17 protein-coding genes and 1 other RNA gene are annotated in these 19,552 nt (G+C 71.0%); 15 read left to right on the top strand and 3 right to left on the bottom strand.

Annotation, left to right across the window (positions count from 1 at the left end; all coding sequences use genetic code 11):
- The first annotated feature begins 74 nt into the window (after positions 1 to 74).
- From ASG59_RS08005 to ASG59_RS07950, 13 genes are all read left to right on the top strand, one after another.
- Positions 75 to 2,105: a BON domain-containing protein gene (locus ASG59_RS08005; RefSeq protein WP_056407983.1), complete on the top strand. Its 2,031-nt coding sequence runs from the start codon at positions 75 to 77 to the stop codon at positions 2,103 to 2,105.
- Positions 2,106 to 2,151: 46 nt separating this feature from the next.
- On the top strand, positions 2,152 to 2,457 hold the full coding sequence (locus ASG59_RS08000) for a hypothetical protein (RefSeq protein ID WP_055886080.1): 306 nt from the start codon (positions 2,152 to 2,154) through the stop codon (positions 2,455 to 2,457).
- A 55-nt stretch (positions 2,458 to 2,512) separates the two neighbouring features.
- Complete coding sequence (locus ASG59_RS07995) at positions 2,513 to 2,953, top strand: VOC family protein (RefSeq protein WP_056407980.1); 441 nt, start codon at positions 2,513 to 2,515, stop codon at positions 2,951 to 2,953.
- A 45-nt stretch (positions 2,954 to 2,998) separates the two neighbouring features.
- An RNA gene (gene rnpB / locus ASG59_RS08080) (RNase P RNA component class A) lies at positions 2,999 to 3,392 on the top strand.
- A gap of 354 nt (positions 3,393 to 3,746) precedes the next feature.
- Positions 3,747 to 4,799 carry a 16S rRNA (cytosine(1402)-N(4))-methyltransferase RsmH gene (gene rsmH / locus ASG59_RS07990; RefSeq protein ID WP_056407979.1) on the top strand — a complete coding sequence of 351 codons (1,053 nt, stop codon included), beginning with the start codon at positions 3,747 to 3,749 and terminating at the stop codon, positions 4,797 to 4,799.
- Entirely contained in the window at positions 4,796 to 5,233 is a 438-nt protein-coding gene (locus tag ASG59_RS07985; protein WP_055886071.1) for a hypothetical protein, read from the top strand. Before rsmH ends, ASG59_RS07985 begins: the two co-directional genes overlap by 4 nt.
- Positions 5,234 to 5,279: 46 nt before the next feature.
- Entirely contained in the window at positions 5,280 to 7,049 is a 1,770-nt protein-coding gene (locus ASG59_RS07980; RefSeq protein ID WP_244472400.1) for a penicillin-binding protein 2, read from the top strand.
- Complete coding sequence (locus ASG59_RS07975; RefSeq protein ID WP_056407976.1) at positions 7,046 to 8,509, top strand: UDP-N-acetylmuramoyl-L-alanyl-D-glutamate--2,6-diaminopimelate ligase; 1,464 nt, start codon at positions 7,046 to 7,048, stop codon at positions 8,507 to 8,509. Before ASG59_RS07980 ends, ASG59_RS07975 begins: the two co-directional genes overlap by 4 nt.
- A gap of 351 nt (positions 8,510 to 8,860) precedes the next feature.
- A complete protein-coding gene (locus ASG59_RS07970) occupies positions 8,861 to 9,190 on the top strand; it encodes a CopG family antitoxin (protein WP_082528673.1) in 330 nt (109 codons plus the stop codon).
- A complete protein-coding gene (locus ASG59_RS07965; protein ID WP_056407973.1) occupies positions 9,187 to 10,626 on the top strand; it encodes a UDP-N-acetylmuramoylalanyl-D-glutamyl-2,6-diaminopimelate--D-alanyl-D-alanine ligase in 1,440 nt (479 codons plus the stop codon). The genes ASG59_RS07970 and ASG59_RS07965 overlap by 4 nt, the downstream gene beginning before the upstream one ends.
- 100 nt (positions 10,627 to 10,726) lie before the next feature.
- Positions 10,727 to 11,812: a phospho-N-acetylmuramoyl-pentapeptide-transferase gene (gene mraY / locus ASG59_RS07960; RefSeq protein WP_055886061.1), complete on the top strand. Its 1,086-nt coding sequence runs from the start codon at positions 10,727 to 10,729 to the stop codon at positions 11,810 to 11,812.
- A 7-nt stretch (positions 11,813 to 11,819) separates the two neighbouring features.
- Positions 11,820 to 13,178, top strand: a complete 1,359-nt coding sequence (murD, locus tag ASG59_RS07955; protein ID WP_056407970.1) for a UDP-N-acetylmuramoyl-L-alanine--D-glutamate ligase — start codon at positions 11,820 to 11,822, stop codon at positions 13,176 to 13,178.
- 86 nt (positions 13,179 to 13,264) lie between these two features.
- Entirely contained in the window at positions 13,265 to 14,581 is a 1,317-nt protein-coding gene (locus tag ASG59_RS07950) for an O-antigen ligase family protein (protein ID WP_082528672.1), read from the top strand.
- Positions 14,582 to 14,818: 237 nt separating this feature from the next.
- Here the strand turns inward: ASG59_RS07950 and ASG59_RS07945 are convergent, their stop codons facing one another.
- The 3 genes from ASG59_RS07945 to maiA all read right to left on the bottom strand — a co-directional run bounded on the left by ASG59_RS07945 (position 14,819) and on the right by maiA (position 17,349).
- Complete coding sequence (locus ASG59_RS07945) at positions 14,819 to 15,130, bottom strand: hypothetical protein (protein WP_056407966.1); 312 nt, start codon at positions 15,128 to 15,130, stop codon at positions 14,819 to 14,821.
- Positions 15,131 to 15,142: 12 nt separating this feature from the next.
- Complete coding sequence (locus tag ASG59_RS07940; RefSeq protein WP_056284517.1) at positions 15,143 to 16,474, bottom strand: NAD(P)/FAD-dependent oxidoreductase; 1,332 nt, start codon at positions 16,472 to 16,474, stop codon at positions 15,143 to 15,145.
- 230 nt (positions 16,475 to 16,704) lie between these two features.
- Positions 16,705 to 17,349, bottom strand: coding sequence for a maleylacetoacetate isomerase (maiA, locus tag ASG59_RS07935; RefSeq protein ID WP_056407961.1), 645 nt, complete (start codon positions 17,347 to 17,349; stop codon positions 16,705 to 16,707).
- A gap of 194 nt (positions 17,350 to 17,543) precedes the next feature.
- Between maiA and dgcN the strand changes: the two genes are divergently transcribed.
- Together dgcN and dgcA are read left to right on the top strand one after the other, a co-directional pair.
- Positions 17,544 to 18,566 (top strand): N-acetyltransferase DgcN, encoded by a 1,023-nt coding sequence (gene dgcN, locus ASG59_RS07930; protein ID WP_056407960.1) that lies wholly within the window; start codon positions 17,544 to 17,546, stop codon positions 18,564 to 18,566.
- Positions 18,563 to 19,552: an N-acetyl-D-Glu racemase DgcA gene (gene dgcA, locus ASG59_RS07925; protein ID WP_056407957.1), complete on the top strand. Its 990-nt coding sequence runs from the start codon at positions 18,563 to 18,565 to the stop codon at positions 19,550 to 19,552. The genes dgcN and dgcA overlap by 4 nt, the downstream gene beginning before the upstream one ends.

Here is a 19,552-nt window from a genome sequence, read left to right as displayed (position 1 = left end):
ATGCTGCCGCGGAAATGGCGTCAGCGTCTCGGTCACCGCGGGCCCCGGGTCCGCTTTTCCATCGAGGTAACGTCGTGCCGTTCGCTCATCTGCGACGCTTCGGCTGGTCGGCCGGCCTGCCGGCCCTGGCGGCGGTCGTCGGCCTCGCCGGCGCCCTGGGCCTGCCGAGCCTCGAGCGCCGCCTCAAGGCCTCGGCGAGGGCCGTGGCCACCGCCACGGAGGAGGGCGGCGCCGAGCCCTGGCTGCGGATCACGACGCGCGGCCGCGACGTGGTGGTGAAGGGCGAAGCGCCCAACCCGGAGCTTCGGGCCGATGCCCTGGCCCGCCTGCAGCGCCTGCCGGGCCTGCGCCACGTGGTCGGCCCGCTCGGCCTCGTCGAGGAGGCCTCGCCCTTCGTCTGGACGGCCACCCGGGCCGCGCCCGACCGGATCGACCTGTCGGGCAATCGCCCGGCCGAGATCGGACCTATGGCCCTGGCCACGCGCCTCGCCCCCGACATGCCGCCGCAGACGACGTTGAAGGACGAGGCGACCTCGGCCCGGGGGGCGCCACCGGAGTTCCCCGCCGCCTCGGCCTATGCCGTCGAGCAACTCGGCGCCCTCAACCCCGGCGGTGTGGTGACGTTGACCGACACCATCCTGTCCTTCAAGGGCGAGGCGGCCACCATCGCCGCCTACGACGCCCTGCGGCTGGCGCTCGCCCATCCGCCGGAGGGGTTCAGCCTCGGCACCATCGAGATCCTGCCGCCGAGGATCGAGGATTTTCGCGTGGCCGTCGCACGGTCCGCCGACGGCGTGGTGCTCACCGGCAACGTGGTCTCGGAGACGGCGCGGTCTGCGATCCTCGCCCGTGCCGCCGAGATCGCGGGCGGACTGCCCGTCGACGACCGGATGCAGACCGCGCGCGGGCTCGGTGCGGCCATCGACCCGGCCGCGCTGATGGATGCCGTGTTCGGCCTGGCGGACCTCGTCCAGGACGGAACCGTGACCTTCGCCGGTTCACGGCTCTCGGTCTCGGGGGCGGCCATCGACGCGCAGGCGGTGGGCGAGATCGAGGCGTTCGTGAAGAATAAGCGCCCGACCGGCGTCGAGGCCGGGGCGCTCGCGTTGGAGACCAAGCCGCTCGCCCCCTACCGCGTCCTCGTCCGGCGCGAGCGCGAGATCGTCACCCTCAGCGGCCATGTCCCCGACGAGGCGACCCGGGCCCGGGTGCTCGCGAGCCTGCGACCGCGCTTCTTCCAGGAGCGCATCGTCGACAAGCTGCGGATCGCGCAGGGCGCCCCGGCCGACCTCGCCGCGGCGGTCGATGCCGGCGTCGGCGGCCTGTCGCTTCTCGCCAGTGGCCGGGTCGCGATCACCGATCGGGCCCTGACCCTCGTCGGCGACAGCCTCTATCGCGAGAGCGCCGCGCGCCTGGCCGCGGACCTGCCGCGCAAGGTCCCCGCCGGCTGGCGGGCCGAGGCAGCGATCAAGGCACCCGAGGGGCCGGTGCTGACCGATCCCGACAGCTGCCGCACCCTGTTCGCGCAGGCCGCGCAGGGATCGGCCCTGCGGTTCGCGCCGGGGAGCGTGGCCCTGCGTCCCGAGTTCTATCCCGTCCTCGACGCGCTGGCGACGCTCGCCAAAACCTGCCCGACCCTGAAGATTTCGGTGGCCGGGCACGGCGATCCGCCCGGCGCCAAGCCCGTGGCGGCGGCACCCGCCGAGACGACGGTCGCCGAGGCGGCCACCGACAAGGCCCCGGCCGATCCCTCCACGAAGCCGGCGGTGGATGCGGCCGCCTCCGCGGCACCGGCGACGGTGCCCGCGCTGAAACCGACGACGCCCAAACCGACGTCGCCCAAGCCCGCGCCGTCACAGTCCGCGCCGTCACAGTCCGCGCCGTCGAAGCCCGCGAAGGAAACCTCGAAGAAATCCTCGTCGCCGAACCCCGCCCCGGCGAAGGCCGTCGTGGCCGAAGCGGTGCCGGAGGCGGAGCTGCCGCGCCAGCGCGCCACGGCCGTCGTCGACTACCTGCTCAAGGCCGGGATTCCGGACGATGCCGTGACCGCCGCCGGCGCGACCCGCCCGGCGCAGCAGGGCATCGGCTTTAGCCTCGATTCCTGAGGGTGCCCCCGAGCCCCCCACCGCGCGACACCGCAAGGACGCTCCCTTGGCACTGATTCTGACGCTCCTCTGGCCGGCCGTCTTGGCCGCCCTCGCCCTCGGCGTCCTGGTGGGCGCCCTCACCGGCTTGCCGCGCGAACGCGGCGCGGGACTCGCCGCCGCCGGCCTGGCCCTGGGCGCGGCCGTGCTCACCGGGCTCGCGCTCGTCGGGCCGGTGGCGGGGCGGCCCGGGTTCTGGATCGAGATCGTGGCGCTCTGCCTCGATGCCTACCTCGCCGGATGTCTGGTCGGGGGCGCCGTCGCGTTCGTACGGCGCCCGCGCGCCCAGGCCGGCGCGGTCGCGCGGCGTTGACGATGCGCAGGCTCCGGACCAGATACCCCGGCATCACCAGAAGATGGGACAGACAATGGAATACCTGCACACGATGGTCCGCGTCGCGGATCTCGACAAGGCGCTCGCCTTCTACGTCGAGACCTTCGGCCTGAAGGAGACGCGCCGTATCGAGAACGAGAAGGGGCGCTTCACCCTGGTCTTCCTCGCGGCCCCCGGCGACTACGAGACCGCCAAGGAGACCAAGGCCCCCCTCGTGGAACTCACCTACAACTGGGACCCGGAGACCTATTCGGGCGGGCGCAACTTCGGGCATCTGGCCTATCAGGTCGACGACATCTACGCCTTCTGTGCACGCCTGAAGGACAAGGGCGTCACCATCAACCGGCCGCCCCGCGACGGCTACATGGCTTTCGTGAAGTCGCCCGACGGCATCTCCATCGAGATCCTGCAGAAGGGCGAGGCCAAGCCGCCGCAGGAGCCGTGGGCGTCGATGGAAAACTCCGGAAGCTGGTAGCCGCGCTTGACCTTTCGATCCGGTGCGGCGCACACCCGCGCCGGATCAGTCGGCCGGGCGGCCGCTCCGGTGCGAACCGGGGAGGAAAGTCCGGGCTCCATGGAGAGACGGTGCCGGATAACGTCCGGCGGGGGCGACCCCAGGGACAGTGCCACAGAGAGCAGACCGCCCTGTTGTCAGGGTAAGGGTGAAAGGGTGCGGTAAGAGCGCACCGCGGACGCGGCAACGCGGACGGCACGGCAAACCCCACCGGGAGCAAGACCGAATAGGGGCGACGCGCCTCTCCCCGACAGGGGAAGGGCAGGCCCTCTCTCCAGGCCAGATCGCCCGGGTTGGTTGCTCGAGGCGGTCGGTGACGACCGTCCCAGAGGAATGGCCGCCACGTCCGGAAGCTCGCTTCCGGGCCCTACAGAACCCGGCTTATAGGCCGGCTGATCCGCCTATCGTTCCGGCCGGCGCCTGCCACATCCGACATTTCGCTCCCCTCGGCGTAGCGGCATGCGATCCGTTCCAGGCCCTACCGCCCGTTCCCGGGCGTTGAGCCCCGCGCCTTGAGCCGGTGTGCGAAGGACGCGTTTCGCCCCAAAAACTTACGCTCGGTTAACCTTGCTGGGGTCTGATCCCGGACGGGCCGCTCATCGCGGCCGGTCGGTTTGACGATGCTCAGAGGCCCATGGTACCCGCCACCACCCCGTCAGCGGCGCGTGATCGATCGGCGGACGCACCCGGCCGCGGGCGATGCGTGCCGGCCCGTCGTCGCCGGCCCGTTCGCAGCCCCTCACGCGGCATCGCCATGACCCGACACCGCGACCGCAGCGAGCGCCCCGCCGGCGGCGCTCCCCACGTTCCCGTCCTGCTGTCCGAGGTCGTCGCGGCGCTGAAACTGCCCGCGCACGGCGTCGCCGTCGACGCCACCTTCGGGGCGGGCGGCTACACCACGGCGATGCTCGCCGCCGCGCCCGGCCTCACGGTGCTCGGCATCGATCGCGACCCCACCGCCATTGCCGCCGGCGCCGATCTCGTCGCGTCCGCGCAAGGGCGCCTCATCCTGTCGGAGGGCCGGTTCGGCACCCTCGACACCCTCGTCGCCGCGCAGGGCATCGCGGCGGTGGACGCGGTCGTCCTCGATATCGGCGTCTCCTCGATGCAGATCGACCGGGCGGAACGCGGATTCTCGTTCCGGCAGGACGGTCCCCTCGACATGCGCATGGCGCTGTCGGGGCCGACAGCGGCCGACGTCGTCAACGAGGCCGACGAGGCTGACCTCGCCGACATCATCTATCATTACGGCGAGGAACGCCGCGCGCGGGTCGTCGCCAGGGCCATCGTCGAGGCCCGCAAGGCCGGCCCGATCACCACCACCGCGGCTCTGGCCGACCTCGTGTCCGGCGTGGTCCACGTCGATCCCGCCGCCGGCATCCATCCCGCGACCCGGACGTTCCAGGGCCTGCGCATCGCGGTCAACGACGAGCTCGGCGAGCTCGTCCAGGCCCTGCATGCGGCCGAGCGGATCCTGAAGCCGGGCGGGCATCTCGCCGTGGTGACGTTCCATTCCCTCGAAGACCGCATCGTCAAGCAGTTCTTCACCATCCGCGGCGGTCGCGCCGCCCAGGGCTCCCGCCATCGGCCGAGCCTGGAGGCGACCCCGACCGCGAGCTTCGCGCTCGCGACCAAGGGGGCGGTCCTGCCGGGCCGGGCCGAGGTCGATGCCAACCCGCGCGCGCGGTCGGCCAAGCTGCGTTCGGGCGAACGCACGACCGCGCCCGCGCCGCCGCCGCTCGCCGCCATCGAGGCCCTGGCCAGCTTGCCGGAACGGGCTGCCAAGGGACGGGGAGGACGCCGATGATCCGCCTGCTCAACCTTCTCGCGGTGGTGGGCCTGATCGGCTCGGCGATCTACGCCTACTCGATCAAGTACGACACGCTCTACCAATCGGCCCAGGTCTCGAAGGCCAAGACTCAGCTGCACAAGGAGCGTCAGGCCATCGCGGTGCTGCGGGCCGAATGGCAGCTCCTGACCCGGCCCGACCGGCTGCAGGCGGCGGTGGAGCGCCATCTCGGCCTCGAGCCGATCGGCGTGTCCCATCTCGGGCGCCTGGCCGACCTCCCGGCGCGGGTCGACCGCGGCGATGAGATCGGCCGCCTCCTCTCGGCCACCGCCACGGCGACGCCGAAGGAAAAGACGGCCAAGCGCGGTGACGAACCGCGCACCACCGGGTCGATCGGAGCACCGGCGACCCGCACCATCTCGACCCGCACGCCCACGACGGCCTCGAGGTAGTCCCGTGTCCCAGATCCCCCCCGACGACGCCGCTGCGACCGATCCGCTGCCGGTCGAGGCCGAGCCCGCCCCGGCGCCTGCGCCCGCGGTCCATCCGGCGATGACCCTCGCCCGCTCGATGTTCCGCCTCGCCATCGAGCGGTCCTACACCCGGGTCGGCCTGGTGGGCCTCGGGTTCACCGTGGTGTTCCTGGCCATCGCCGCACGCCTCGTCTCGATGGCGGCCTTTCCCGAGCCCGACAGCGGCGAGCGCCGCGTCGCCGCGGCGGCCACCACCGCGATCCGGCCCGACATCATCGACCGCAACGGCGAGATCCTGGCCACCGACATCCGCACGGTCTCGGTCTTCGCAGAGCCGCGCAACATCTACGACAAGGACGAGGCGGTGGAACTCCTCACCGCGGTCCTGCCGGACCTCAACGCCACCGACCTGCGCGCGAAGCTCTCGACGAAGAAGGGCTTCGTCTGGGTCAAGCGCGAGATCACGCCCAAGCAGCAGGCCGAGGTCCATCGCTTAGGCATTCCCGGCGTCGGCTTCCTGCCCGACCACAAGCGGGTCTATCCCAACGGCAACGCGGCGGCCCACATCCTGGGCGTGACCAACCTCGACAACATCGGCATCGCCGGCATGGAGAAGTACATCGACTCCACGGGGCTGAAGGACCTCAACAGCCTCGGTTTCGTGGCCAAGGCCACCGACCTCAAGCCCGTCCAGCTCTCGGTGGACCTGCGCGCCCAGTTCGCGGTGCGCGACGAACTCGCCAAGGGCGTCGAGCACTTCAAGGCCAAGGCCGGCGCCTCCATGATCATGGACGTCAACACCGGCGAGGTCATCGCCCTCGTGTCGCTGCCGGACTTCGACCCGAACAACCCGGTCGACGCGCTGACCGACGACCGCATCAACCGCATGAACGTCGGCGTCTACGAGATGGGTTCGACCTTCAAGGCGATGACCCTCGCCATGGCCCTCGATTCGGGCAAGTACAACGTCAACTCGACCTTCGACACCCGCGGCGGCGTCCTGCGCTACGGCAAGTCGGTCATCCACGAATACCACGGCACCAACCGCACCATCACGATGCCGGAGGTGTTCACGCATTCGTCCAACATCGGCTCGGCCAAGATGGCGCTCGGCGTCGGCGTGCCCGGCCACAGGGCCTTCCTCAAGAAGATGGGCCTCCTCGACCGCCTGCGCACCGAGTTGCCCGAAAGCGCGGCGCCGATCGTGCCGCCGCGCTGGACCGAGATCAACACCATCACCATCGCCTTCGGGCACGGGCTCGCCGTCGCCCCGCTGCAGGCCGCGGCCGCGGTGGCGGCGATCACCAACGGCGGCGACCTCATCACCCCGACGTTCCTGAAGACCGACGAGCCGACGGCGCGGGCCAAGGCGACCCGCGTCCTCTCGCCCCAGACCAGCGAGGCGATGCGCTTCATCATGCGCCTCAATGCCGTCGAAGGCTCGGCGCGCAAGGCCTCGATCCCGCTGTACTACGTGGGCGGCAAGACCGGGACGGCTGAAAAGGTGATCAACGGGCGCTACGTGAAGAACCGTCTGTTCACCACCTTCATGGCGGCCGCCCCCATGGACAAGCCGAAATACCTGTTCGTCACCCTCATGGACGAGCCGCAGGGCCTGCCGGAATCGGGCGGCTATGCCACCGCCGCCTGGAACTCGGGCGTCGTCACGGGCCGGGTGATCGAGCGCGTCGCCCCCATCCTCGGCCTGCCGCCGCAGTTCGAGCCGCCGGTCAAGCCGTTCCCGCTGATGGTCAAGCTCGGCGCGTACCACGCCACCCAGCTGGACGCCCGATGAGCGGGCCGACGCTCAAGGACCTCTTTCCGGGGATCGACGGCGGGGCGGCTGCGCAACGGATCGTCGGCGGCATCACCGCCGACAGCCGCCGGGTCGTTCCCGGCGGCGTCTTCGTGGCGGTGCCCGGCACCCGCGTCGACGGGAAAGCCTTCACCGCCAAGGCGGTGGCGGCGGGCGCCATCGCGGTGGTCGGCGAGGGAGCCGCCCCCGGCGACCTGCCGCCCGGGGCCCTCTGGATTTCGGTCGACGACGCGCACCGCGCCCTGGCGCTGGCCGCGGCGCGGTTCTCCACTCGCCAGCCCGGGACCGTCATCGCGGTGACGGGCACCAGCGGCAAGAGCTCGGTGGCCGACTTCGTCCGCCAGATCCTGTCGCGTCTCGGTCTCGCCTCGGCCAGCCTCGGGACCGTGGGGATCGTCACCGACCGCGGCGCCGAATACGGCACGCTGACCACCCCGGATCCCGTCTCGCTCCACGAGACCCTGGCGCGGTTGGCGGACGACGGCATCACGCACCTGGCCATGGAGGCCTCCTCGCACGGGATCGCGCAGCGCCGGCTCGACGGGGTCGGGCTGACGGTGGCGGGATTCACCAATCTCGGGCGTGACCACCTCGACTATCACGCCACCGTCGAGGAGTACCTCGCAGCCAAGCTGCGGCTGTTCACGACGCTTCTGCCGAAGGGTCGCCCGGCCGTCGTCAACGCCGACGGTCCCTATGCCGAGCGGGCGATCTCCGCCGCCGCCGCGGCCGGTCACGAGGTCATGACCACGGGACGCGCCGGCGACACCATCCGGCTCCTCGACGCGCGGACCGAGGGGTTCGCGCAGGTGCTCGCCGTCTCGCATGCCGGCATCGAGCACGTCGTCCGTCTGCCGCTGGTGGGCGCGTTCCAGGTGGAGAACGCCCTGCTCGCGGCTGGGCTGGTCCTGGCGGCCGTCGGCGCGGACCGGGCGTCGGCAATCTTTGCGAGTCTGGAGCATCTCGTGGGCGTGCCCGGCCGGATGGAGCGGATCGGCGAAGTCGACGGCGCGCTCTGCCTCGTGGATTACGCCCACAAGCCCGAGGCCCTGGAGAGCGTCCTCACCGCCCTTCGTCCCTTCGCGACGGGACGCCTCGTCTGCGTCTTCGGCTGCGGCGGCGACCGCGATACCGGCAAGCGCCCCCTGATGGGAGCGATCGCGGCCCGGCTCGCCGACGCCGTCGTCGTCACCGACGACAACCCGCGCACCGAGGACCCCACCGCCATCCGCGCCGCGATCCTGGCGGCGGCACCGGGCGCCGTGGAGATCGGCGACCGCGCGGCGGCGATCCGGACGGCCGTACAGGGTCTGCGGCCCGGCGACGTGCTGGTGGTGGCCGGCAAGGGCCACGAGACCGGCCAGATCGTGGGCGCGCAGGTGCTGCCGTTCTCGGACCACGACGTGCTCCGGGCGGCGATCGCAGCCCGGTCGAGTTGAGCCGGGTGGCGGCGGGGGGCCAGGAAACGGCCCGGCCTCCACCGTTCGAAGGGGCTCTGTTTCAGCGCCCTTTGCGGCTCGACCGATGACTATGACTCCGAAATTCGAATGGGATGACGGCCATCGAGCGAAGTGCGAGAAACACGGGGTCAGCATCGGCGAGATCGAAGCGCCGCTTCGCGGCTCGCCACGCGTTGCTCCGGATGTGAAGCATTCGCAGACGGAGCAGCGGCTTCCGGCCACGGGACGCAATGCCGAGGGACGACCGCTCCTCGTCGTCTTCTACCTTGCGTGGCCGAACCATCCGGCCGCTGAGTGCCCGCTACATGCACGCCGGGGAGGCTGCGAGATATGAGGCGAGTTCCGGAGTTTGAGAGCGACGCGGAGGCGGAAGCGTTCCTGGAGAACGACCTGTCCGATCTCGATGTCTCTCACTTCAAGCCCGTCGACTTTGCGGCGGCGCGCAAGGCCGCTCAGGTCGATCTTCGGGTCCCGGAGTCGCTTCTCGCTGCCGTCAAGCTGCGTGCCAAGGCGCGCGGCATGTCCCACGGGCGTTCTATTCGCGAGCTCATCGAACGCGATGTCGCTCGCAACGCTCCGGAACCGGCTCTTGCCGATGCCGCCTCGGTCCGTGACGAGGCCGTTGGGTACCCCGCTGAAGGACAAGGACGGGCTTGGTGAACGCGTCTCCCCTCTGGACTCCCGAAGCCCTCACCGCCGCCACCGGCGGAACCGTCCACGGGCATGCCAAGCCCGTCACCGGGGCCTCCATCGACACCCGCACCCTCCAGCCCGGCGACCTCTTCTTCGCCATTGCCGGAGAAGCCCGGGACGGTCACGATTTCGTGCGTGCCGCATTGGCGCAGGGTGCCGGGATGGCCGTCGTCGACGCGGGCCGTGCCGAGGAATTCGCCGGGGCCGGGGCGGTCCTGTCCGTCGCTGGCACCGGCGCCGCCGATCCGGTCCTCGCCGCCATGCGCGCGTTGGGGTTGGAAGCGCGCCGGCGCACCGCCGCCAGGATCGTCGCCGTCACCGGCTCGGTGGGCAAGACCGGCACCAAGGAGGCCCTGCGCCACGTCCTGTCGGCGCAGGGCGAGACCCACGCCTCGGTCGCCTCCTACAACAACCATTGGGGCGTGCCCCTCACCCTCGTCCGGATGCCGGCGAGCGCCGCCTACGGCGTGTTCGAGGTCGGCATGAACCACGGGGGCGAGATCGTGCCCCTCACCGCCATGGTCCGGCCCGACGTCGCCCTGGTGACCACGGTGGAGCCGGTGCACATCGAGCATTTCGCCTCGCTCTCGGCCATCGCCGACGCCAAGGGGGAGATCTTCTCCGGCCTCGTCCCCGGCGGTATCGCGATCCTCAACCGGGACAACCCGGCCTATCCGCGCCTGCTGGCCCACGCCCTCGCCTCGCAGGCGGGCCGGGTCGTGAGCTTCGGCGAGCACGCGCAGGCCGATGTCAGGGCCTCGCGCATCGTCGTGCGCCCCGACCTGTCGGTGGTGGAGGCGCAGGTGATGGGCACGCCCGTGACCTACCAGATCGGCACGCCGGGCCGGCACGTGGCCATGAACTCCCTGGGTGTCATGGCGGTCGTCCACGCCCTCGGGGCGGACCTCGCCCTGGCCGCCCTTTCGCTGGCGAGCCTGAAGCCGCCGGTGGGGCGCGGCGAGCGCACCGCCCTCGCCTTCGACGCGGGCGAGGCCTTCCTCATCGACGAGAGCTACAACGCCAATCCCGCCTCGATCCGGGCGGCGCTCAGCACCCTGGCCACCGTCGAGACCGGTCCACGCGGGCGCCGGATCGCGGTGCTCGGCGACATGCTCGAACTGGGCCAGGCCGGGGAGGAGCACCATCGCGCCCTCGCCGATGCGGTCGAGGCGGGCGGGATCGACCACGTCTTCACAGCCGGGCCGCTCATGCGCCACCTGTTCGAGGCCCTGCCGATGTCCCGGCGCGGACTCGCTGCCGCGACGTCGGCCGACCTCGTCGATCCGCTGCTCGGGTTCGTCCGTCCCGGCGACGTCGTGATGGTGAAGGGCTCCAACAGCATCCGCATGGGCCGGATTGTCGAAGCCCTCAAAGCCCGCTACGCGAACCCCCAGCCACGCTGAGTCGTCCGGAACGACGGTTCGAGCGTTGCTTCGGCGGGGCGGGCGGCCTTGCCGGAGTCCGGTCTCCCGTCGACCTCAAACCGCCGCGATCGAGTCCTGGATGCTGTATCTCCTGTCGGACCTGAGCGGTACGCTCTCGGCCCTCAACGTCTTTCGCTACATCACCTTCCGCACGGGCGGCGCGCTGTTCACGGCGGGCCTGTTCGTATTCTGGTTCGGACCGTTGATCATTTCGTCCCTGCGCCTGCGCCAGGGCAAGGGCCAGCCGATCCGCGAGGACGGGCCGCAGTCGCACCTGCTGACCAAGCGCGGCACGCCGACCATGGGCGGCCTGATGATCCTGGCGGGCGTCGTGGTGGCGATCCTGCTGTGGGCCAACCCGCGCAACCACTACGTCTGGACCGTGCTGGCGGTGACCCTGGGCTTTGGCGCGATCGGCTTCTACGACGACTACCTCAAGGTGACGAAGCAGTCGCACAAGGGCTTCTCCGGCCGGTTCCGGCTCATCCTGGAAGCGGCGATCGCCATCGCCGCCTGCACCGTGATCGCGGTTTACTCCCCGACCTCCCTCCAGAACCACCTCGCCTTCCCGGTCTTCAAGGACGCCCTGATCAACCTCGGCTGGTTCTACGTGCTGTTCGCCGCCTTCGTCATCGTCGGCGCGGGCAACGCCGTGAACATGACCGATGGGCTCGACGGCCTCGCCATCGTGCCCGTGATGATCGCCTGCGGCACCTTCGGGGTGATCGCCTACCTCGTCGGCAACGTCTTCACGGCCGGCTACCTGCAGGTCAACTACGTGCGCGACAGCGGCGAACTCGCGGTGATCTGCGGTGCGGTGATCGGGGCGGGCCTGGGCTTCCTGTGGTTCAACGCCCCCCCGGCGCAGGTCTTCATGGGCGACACCGGCTCCCTGGCGCTGGGCGGCCTGCTCGGCACCATCGCCGTGGCGACCAAGCACGAGATCGTGCTCGCCATCGTCGGCGGCCTGTTCGTCCTCGAGATGATGTCGGTGATCATCCAGGTCGCCTCGTTCAAGCTCACGGGCAAGCGCGTCTTCCGCATGGCGCCGATCCATCACCATTTCGAGCAGAAGGGCTGGAAGGAGGCCCAGGTGGTGATCCGGTTCTGGATCATCGCGGTCATCCTGGCGCTCGCCGGCCTCGCTACGCTGAAGCTGCGGTGAGCGCGGCATGACCCCGTCCACCACCTTCGCCGGCCGCACCGTCGCCCTGTTCGGCCTCGGCGGGTCGGGCCTTGCCACCGCACTCAGCCTGAAGGCCGGCGGTGCCACGGTCGTCGCCTGCGACGACAGCGCCGAGGGCATGGCCCGAGCGCAGGCGCAGGGCATCGCCACCGCGGACCTGCGCGATGCCGACTGGTCGTCCTTCGCCGCCCTGATCCTGGCGCCGGGCGTGCCGCTGACCCATCCGGCCCCGCACTGGACGGTGGGCATGGCGAAGGCCGCCGGGATCGAGATCGTCGGCGACATCGAGCTGTTCTGCCGCGAGCGGCGCAAGATCGCGCCCGGCGCACCCTTCGTCGCCATCACCGGCACCAACGGCAAGTCGACCACGACCGCGCTCGTCGCCCACGTCCTGGCGCAGGCCGGCTTCGACGTTCAGATGGGCGGCAACATCGGCACCGCGATCCTGTCCCTGGCGCCGCCCGCCGAGGACCGCGTCCACGTCATCGAGATGTCGTCCTTCCAGATCGACCTGACGCCCACGCTCGACCAGAGCATCGGCCTGCTCCTCAACATCACGCCCGACCACCTCGACCGGCACGGGACGATGGAGAACTACGCGGCGATCAAGGAACGCCTCGTGGCGGGTGCTGCCCTGGCCGTCGTCGGCATCGACGACGGGCCGAGCCGCGCCATCGCCGGGCGCCATGAAGGCCCCCTCGTGCGCGTCCACGTCGGCGAGCCGGAACCGGACTTCGACGGTCTGTCCGCCCACGGGGCGGCGGTCTGGCGCGGGGACGAGCGGATCGCGGACCTCACCGGCATCGGCTCGCTGCGGGGTGCCCACAACGGTCAGAACGCCGCCTTCGCCACCGCCTGCGCCGAGGCCCTGGGGATCGATGCGGCGGGCCTGCAGCGGGGTCTGAGCAGCTTCCCCGGCCTGCCGCACCGCATGGAGGAGGTCGGCCGCAGGGGCCGCGTGCTCTTCGTCAACGATTCGAAAGCCACCAACGCCGATTCGGCGGACAAGGCGCTCTGCGCCTTCCACGACGTCCATTGGATCCTCGGCGGCAAGGCCAAGGAGGGCGGCATCCAGCCCCTCGCACCGCTGTTCGGCCGAATCGCCCACGCCTACCTCATCGGTGCCGCCTCCGACGATTTCGCGAAGACCCTGGAGGGACGCGTCCCCTACACCCGGTGCGAGACCCTCGACGTGGCGACGCGCGCCGCGGCGCAGGCGGCCGCGGTGTCCGACGCCTCAGAACCGGTGGTGCTGCTGTCCCCGGCCTGCGCCTCCTACGACCAGTTCCGCAGCTTCGAAGAACGCGGCGACCGCTTCAGGGACCTGGTGCGCGCGATTCTTTAAGGATCGCCTTCGCCAAATCTCAATCATTCCCGGCGCCTGATACGCCCCTGTACCGGGGTGCGTTCCGCCCCGTGGAGTGCGTGAGCATGGCGTCGTCCATCGCCGCCCCCCCGTCGCGACTGCGGCAAGGGGCCGGGAGCCGAGGGGCCTGGGCTCGGGGAGCCTGGTCCGACGTCACCGTCCTCGGCGTCCTGCGCGGTGTCGCAACCGTCATGCTCGCCGCGTTCATCTTTTTCGCCTGCTTCGCCTTTTCGGACACCTCGCCCTACGATCTGGTGGCGATCCCCACCATCCTGCTCTGGCTGTGCCTCGGCATCCGCATCAAGCGCGGCATCCTGCCGATGGTCGTGCTACTGCTGCTCTACGTCGGAGCCATCGTCGTCGGCCTGATGCCTTATCTCGACGAGGCGCTGCCGGTGGCCTGGACGATCCAGCTCGCCTACCTCGCCGTCACCGGCGCGTTCTTCGCCATGGTTTTCTCGGACGAGACCACGTCGCGGGTCGAACTCGCGCTGAAGGCCTACACCGCGAGCTGCCTGTTCTCGGCGGTGCTCGGCATCCTCGGCTACTTCGGGGTGATCGGGCGGGAGGGCCTGTTCATGGTCTACGGCCGGGCGGCGGGCACCTTCAAGGACCCCAACGTGTTCGGCTCGTTCCTGACGCTGGCGGCGCTCTATCTGATGCACGGCCTGTTTGCCGGCACCAGCCGCCGCCCGGTCCTGTCGCTGGCGGGGTTGGTCGTCCTGATGGCGGCAATCTTCCTGTCGTTCTCGCGCGGCTCCTGGGGCGGCTCGCTGGTGGCCATCGCCGTGATGGTGGTCGCGATCTACCGTACGAGCCCCTCGGGCGCCCTGCGCCGGCGGATCGTCGTCCTCACCGCCATGGCCCTCTGCACCGGCGTGCTCGCCATCGGGGCGCTGTTCCTCGTGGGCGACACCGCCGAGACCTTCGCGAAACGCGCCGCGGTCACGCAGGACTACGACGAGGGCGAGACCGGGCGCTTCGGCAACCAGCTGCGCGGCCTGAACATGCTGGTGGAGGCGCCCCTGGGACTCGGACCCCTGCGCTGGCGCAACACCTTCGCGCTGGAACCGCACAACTCCTATCTCGGCAGCTTCGCCAACGGCGGCTGGCTCGGCGGCGCGGTCTTCATCGGGCTCGTGCTCGCCACCGGCTTCGTCGGTTTCCGGCTGATGTCGCGGGCTTCGCCCTATCGCCGGCACGCCCAGATCGTGTGGCCAGCCCTACTGATGTTCTTCGTGCAGGCGGTGCAGATCGACATCGAGAAATGGCGCCACGTCTACATGATGCTGGGCATGGTCTGGGCGCTTGAGGCCGCCAGACTGACGTGGCTGGCGGGGGGAGGGGACGACCACGCCGCGACGGCAGACAGGCCTCGCTGACGGGGACGGTCGCGGCCCGGGTTCGCGCACCTGGGCGCCGGGGCGATCCCACGGGGCACCACCGGCATTTCGGGGCACCGCGGGCGAACCCGAAATCCAAAGCTTCTGCGGGCGCAAAACCTTGCAACACCCGTGTTTCAAGATCCCCGGTTACGCTGCGCGGCCCCGTGACGACGGAGCATCGACGGTCGTTCGAAGACCGAGATGCGTCCGGCCCGATCGCCGAGCCGGACGGTCTCACCCCTCCGCCGGTTCTTCCTCCGCGTCTCCCGTCCACGCCGTCGCGAAAGCGGCGAGCTGGCGCGCATCGGCGAAGGCGAGCACCGTCAGGATGCGCTCGGACGGCATCGCGCCAGGGTAGGGCGCGATCAGCACGGTCTCGGTGCTGAGCCGCGCGCCGGGGGCGTGCGCGTCGAGCCACGCCTGCGCCTCCGGGCTCAGGTTGTCCGGCTCGGTGGGGTGGCGGGCACGGGAATCCCCGCGCAGCACGATGACGTAGGGCCCGAGGGCGGGGTTGCGGTGCTGCAACGCCTGAATGATGTCGATCATCGCGGATCGCCCCTAATGCAGCTTCACGCGGGCCTCGGTGCGCCGGGTGAGCGCCCGCGCGACGGCGTCGAGCGCCGTCTTGATGGTGCCGTGCAGGGCCTGCTCGTGCATCTTGTACAGCGACCGGTACATGAACCGCGCGAACAGCCCGGCGATGAACATGTTCTTCCCCTGGATGAACCCCATCAGGTTGCCCACCGTGGTGTACTCGCCGAGCGACACCAGCGAGCCGAAGTCGCGATATTTGAAGGGCTTCAGCGGCTTGCCGGCGATGATGTTGGGGATCTGCTTGATGAGGTGGCTCGCCTGCTGGTGGGCCGCCTGGGCGCGGGGAGGAATCGGCGCGTCGGCGCCGGCCTCCACGAGATAGGCGTTGTCGCCGATCGCGAAGATCGCCGGGTCGCGGGTGGTCTGGAGCGTCGGCGTCACCACGAGCTGGTTGTTGCGGGTGGTCTCGAGGCCGCCGATGTCCTTGAGGAACGGCGGCGCCTTCACGCCCGCGGCCCACACCACCAGCTCGGAGGGGATGAAGCCGCCGTCGGCGAGCTGCACGCCGTCGGCCCGCACCTCCGTCACCCGGGCCTGGATCCTGACCTCGACGCCGATCTTGTTCAGAAGCGTCATCACCTCGCCCGACAGGCGGGCCGGCACGGCGGGAAGGATGCGGTCGGCCGCCTCCACCAGGGTGATCTTGAGATCCTTGGCGGGGTCGATCCGGTCCATGCCGGTGGCGGCCACGTCCCGGGTGGTGCGGTGGAGTTCCGCGGCGAGCTCGGTGCCGGTGGCACCGGCACCGATCACGGTGACGTGGAGCTGGCCGGGACGGACCGGCCCGACCTGCGTATGGGCGCGCAGCATCCCGTTCACGAGGCGCTGGTGGAAGCGCACCGCCTGTTCCTGCGTGTCGAGGGCGATGGCGTGCTCCTTCACGCCGGGCGTGCCGAAATCGTTGGTGGTGGAGCCCACCGCCATCACGAGGGTGTCGTAGGGGATCGCACGCACGGGGGTGACCTCGCGGCCCTCGTTGTCGAAGCTCGCCCCGAGCTGGATCGTCTTGGCGGCCCGGTCGAGGCCGGTCATCTGGCCGATGCGGTAGCGGAAATGGTGCCGGTGGGCGTGATGGAGGTAGTCCACCGCATGGTGGCCGACGTCGAGGCTGCCCGCGGCGACCTCGTGCAGCAGCGGCTTCCAGATGTGGGTCCGTGCGCGGTCGACCAGGGTTACATGTGCCGTCTTGCGCCGCCCCATCGTGTCGCCGAGCTTGGTGGCGAGCTGAAGGCCCGCCGCGCCGCCGCCGACCACCACGATCCGGTGCAGATTGTCCTCGGTTTCACCCGGTACCATGCCGTCCTCGCCCCTCATCCCCGATCGGCCGTTTCCGGCCGTTGTCTCGTTCAGGCCGTCACCGGTTCGTCGGTTCCGGCGATCGTTCGCGGCCCGGCGGCGACCTTACCCGCCAACCGTGAGCAAAATCCAAGCCCGCACTCAATTTCGCGCCCGGCACGTCCGTCGCGCCCGGCATAATCCCTGGCCGCGCCTGCACCAACTCGCGGATGGGGCACCGGGGTCCTGCCTCACGCCGGGGCGCCCGGCTGGCGCAGAGGGTGTGCCCTGGCGAAGGCCTCCTGCGACAGGCAATCCTCGGCGATCCGGCGCACGGTGGGATAGGCCGCGGTCTCGACACCGAAGATGCCGGTGCCGACCCAGAGGCTGACGAGGCAGAGGTCCGCGTGGCTGATCGCGTCGCCTTGCGCGTAGCGGCCGGTGCCGGCCTCCGTGGAGAGCCGCGTCTCCAGGGTGGCGAGGCCGCGCCCGAACCAATGCCGCACGAAGCCGAGCATCTCCTCGCGCGGGATGGCGTGCGCCTCCATCAGGCGGTTGCGCACCCGCGGCACGTAGAGCGGATGGGTGTCGCAGGCGACCACCTGCGCCAGGGACCGGGCCCGCGCCCGCGCCCGCGGCTCGGCGGGCAGCAGGGCCGGCTCGGGATGGATGTCCTCGAGGTAGTCGAGGATCGCCAGCGACTGCGTCAGCGGCGGCCCGTCGCCGTCGAACAGCGCCGGTACCGCGCCCTGCGGGTTGATCGCCAGGAAATCGGGCCGCAACTGCTCGCCGGCATCGAGGTCGAGGAACGTCTCCTCGTAGGCGATGCCCTTGAGGTTCAGGGCGATCCGCACCCGGAAGGCGGCAGCCGAGCGCCAGTTGCCGTACATCTTCATGCCGCGTCCTCCCATCCGTACCGGCCGAGGACCACGCCCGAGTTCGACCGGGACCGCAAGGCGTCACCCGTCGCGCAGGCGTTCGCCTCGCCCGTCATCCCGCATTTGGCAAGCGGTCCATCGTCGCGCATAGACGCAGGCGAGATCGACGCGGCCCGGTGGTCCGCGACGTGCCTGACGGGTGAACCTACGCCATGCAGATCGCAACGCCCTACCTGATGTTCCTCGGCGACGTGCCCGACCGCCTCGCCGCCAAGACCGCCTACGGCATCGCCGACTGGCGCCCGGAATGGTGCGTCGGGCAATTGCGCATGCCAGCTTGCGCCGCCGACCTCGGCATCCCCGACCTGGCCCTGGCGGAAGCGGTGGAAAAGGGCTGCCGCACCCTGGTGATCGGCGTCGCCAACGCCGGCGGCGTCCTGCCCGACCATTGGGTCGACGAGGTCGTGGCCGCCCTGGAGGCCGGCCTCGACGTCGCCAGCGGCCTGCACGTGCGCCTCGGGTCGATCCCCCGGATCGCCGAGGCGGCGGAGCGCAACGGGCGCGCCCTCTACGACGTGCGCCACACCGACGAGACCTTCGACACCGGCAAGGGCACGCCGCGGCCGGGCCGGCGCCTGCTCAGCGTCGGCACCGATTGTTCGGTGGGCAAGAAGTACACGGTGCTGGCGCTCGAGCGCGGCATGCGCGAGCGCGGCCTCGACGCCGACTTCAGGGCCACCGGCCAGACCGGCGTCTTCATCTCCGGGCGCGGGGTGGCCATCGATGCGGTGGTGGCCGACTTCATCTCCGGTGCCGTGGAGTGGATCGCCCCGGCGGCGTCACCCGACCACTGGGACCTGATCGAAGGGCAGGGGTCGCTGTTCCATCCCTCCTTCGCAGGGGTCAGCCTCGGGCTGCTGCACGGGGCGCAGGCGGATGCCTTCGTGGTCTGTCACGAGCCGAGCCGCACCGCCATGCGCGGCGTCAAGCATCCGCTGCCCTCGATCCAGGCGGTGATCGACCTGACCGTGCAACTCGGCAGCCTCACCAACCCCGGCATCCGCCCGGTCGGCATCGCCGTGAACACCCAGGCCATGGACGAGGCGCCGGCCAGGGCGCTGCTGGCGCATCTGGCCGAGGCCCACGGCCTGCCGGCCACCGATCCGGTCCGGTTCGGGGTCGAGGGCATCGTCGACCGGCTGGTCTCGGAGTTCCCGGCCGGAGCGGCCGCGTGACCCGGCGCCTCGCCGTCGCCGTCGAGCGGTTTCCCATCGCGGGCGCCTTCACCATCGCCCGCGGCAGCCGCACCGAGGCGGTGGTGGTGGTCTGCACGGTGACGGAAGGAGTGGACGGCACCCGCGGATGGGGCGAATGCGTGCCCTATGCCCGCTACGGCGAGAGCGTGGAGAGCGTGTGCGCGCTCCTGGAGGCCCAGGCACATGCGATCGCGGATGGCGCCTCGCGTCTCGATCTGCTCGCGCTGATGCCGGCGGGCGCGGCCCGCAACGCGCTGGATTGCGCGCTGTTCGACCTCGAAGCCAAGCAGCTCGGCCGGCCGGCCTGGGAGATCGCCGGCCTCACCGCGCCGCAGGTCGCCACCACCGCCTACACCCTGAGCCTCGGCACGCCCGAGAGCATGGAGGCGGCGGCGCGCACCGCATCGGCGCGCCCCCTCCTCAAGGTCAAGCTTGGCGGCGAGGGCGACCCCGAGCGGATCGCCGCCGTGCGCCGCGGCGCGCCGGACTCGCGCCTCATCGTCGATGCCAACGAGGCCTGGCGGCCCGACACGATCGAGGCCAACCTCGCCGCCTGCGTCGCCGCCGGCGTCGGGCTCATCGAGCAGCCGCTGCCGGCAGGCGAGGACGCGCTGCTGGCCGAGATCGCCCGCCCGATCCCCATCTGCGCCGACGAGAGCCTGCACGACCGCGCCGGCCTCGACGCGCTCAGCCGCCGCTACGACGCCATCAACATCAAGCTCGACAAGGCCGGCGGCCTCACCGAGGCGGTGATGCTCGCCCACGAGGCGCGCGCGCGGGGGTTCTCCCTGATGATCGGCTGCATGGTCGGCACCTCGCTGGCGATGGCCCCCGCGATGCTGCTCGCCCACCACGCCGACTACGTCGACCTCGACGGCCCGCTGCTGCTGGCACGGGACCGCGAACCGGGCCTGCTGTTCGAGGGCAGCCTGGTCCATCCGCCCGCGGCGGATCTCTGGGGCTGA

The organism is Methylobacterium sp. Leaf466 (genome assembly GCF_001425565.1).
Lineage (GTDB): Bacteria > Pseudomonadota > Alphaproteobacteria > Rhizobiales > Beijerinckiaceae > Methylobacterium.
The sequence above is the reverse complement of the archived record's forward strand: the minus strand, read 5'-3'. Positions and strand labels throughout refer to the sequence as shown.

Bases quoted from the DNA above. Each gene is read 5' to 3' on its own strand.
- ASG59_RS07995 (WP_056407980.1), top strand. From the start codon at position 2,513: ATGGAATACCTGCACACGATGGTCCGCGTCGCGGATCTCGACAAGGCG.
- rsmH (WP_056407979.1), top strand. From the start codon at position 3,747: ATGACCCGACACCGCGACCGCAGCGAGCGCCCCGCCGGCGGCGCTCCC.
- ASG59_RS07985 (WP_055886071.1), top strand. From the start codon at position 4,796: ATGATCCGCCTGCTCAACCTTCTCGCGGTGGTGGGCCTGATCGGCTCG.
- ASG59_RS07975 (WP_056407976.1), top strand. From the start codon at position 7,046: ATGAGCGGGCCGACGCTCAAGGACCTCTTTCCGGGGATCGACGGCGGG.
- ASG59_RS07970 (WP_082528673.1), top strand. From the start codon at position 8,861: ATGAGGCGAGTTCCGGAGTTTGAGAGCGACGCGGAGGCGGAAGCGTTC.
- mraY (WP_055886061.1), top strand. From the start codon at position 10,727: ATGCTGTATCTCCTGTCGGACCTGAGCGGTACGCTCTCGGCCCTCAAC.
- murD (WP_056407970.1), top strand. From the start codon at position 11,820: ATGACCCCGTCCACCACCTTCGCCGGCCGCACCGTCGCCCTGTTCGGC.
- ASG59_RS07950 (WP_082528672.1), top strand. From the start codon at position 13,265: ATGGCGTCGTCCATCGCCGCCCCCCCGTCGCGACTGCGGCAAGGGGCC.
- ASG59_RS07945 (WP_056407966.1), bottom strand. From the start codon at position 15,130: ATGATCGACATCATTCAGGCGTTGCAGCACCGCAACCCCGCCCTCGGG.
- ASG59_RS07940 (WP_056284517.1), bottom strand. From the start codon at position 16,474: ATGGTACCGGGTGAAACCGAGGACAATCTGCACCGGATCGTGGTGGTC.
- maiA (WP_056407961.1), bottom strand. From the start codon at position 17,349: ATGAAGATGTACGGCAACTGGCGCTCGGCTGCCGCCTTCCGGGTGCGG.
- dgcN (WP_056407960.1), top strand. From the start codon at position 17,544: ATGCAGATCGCAACGCCCTACCTGATGTTCCTCGGCGACGTGCCCGAC.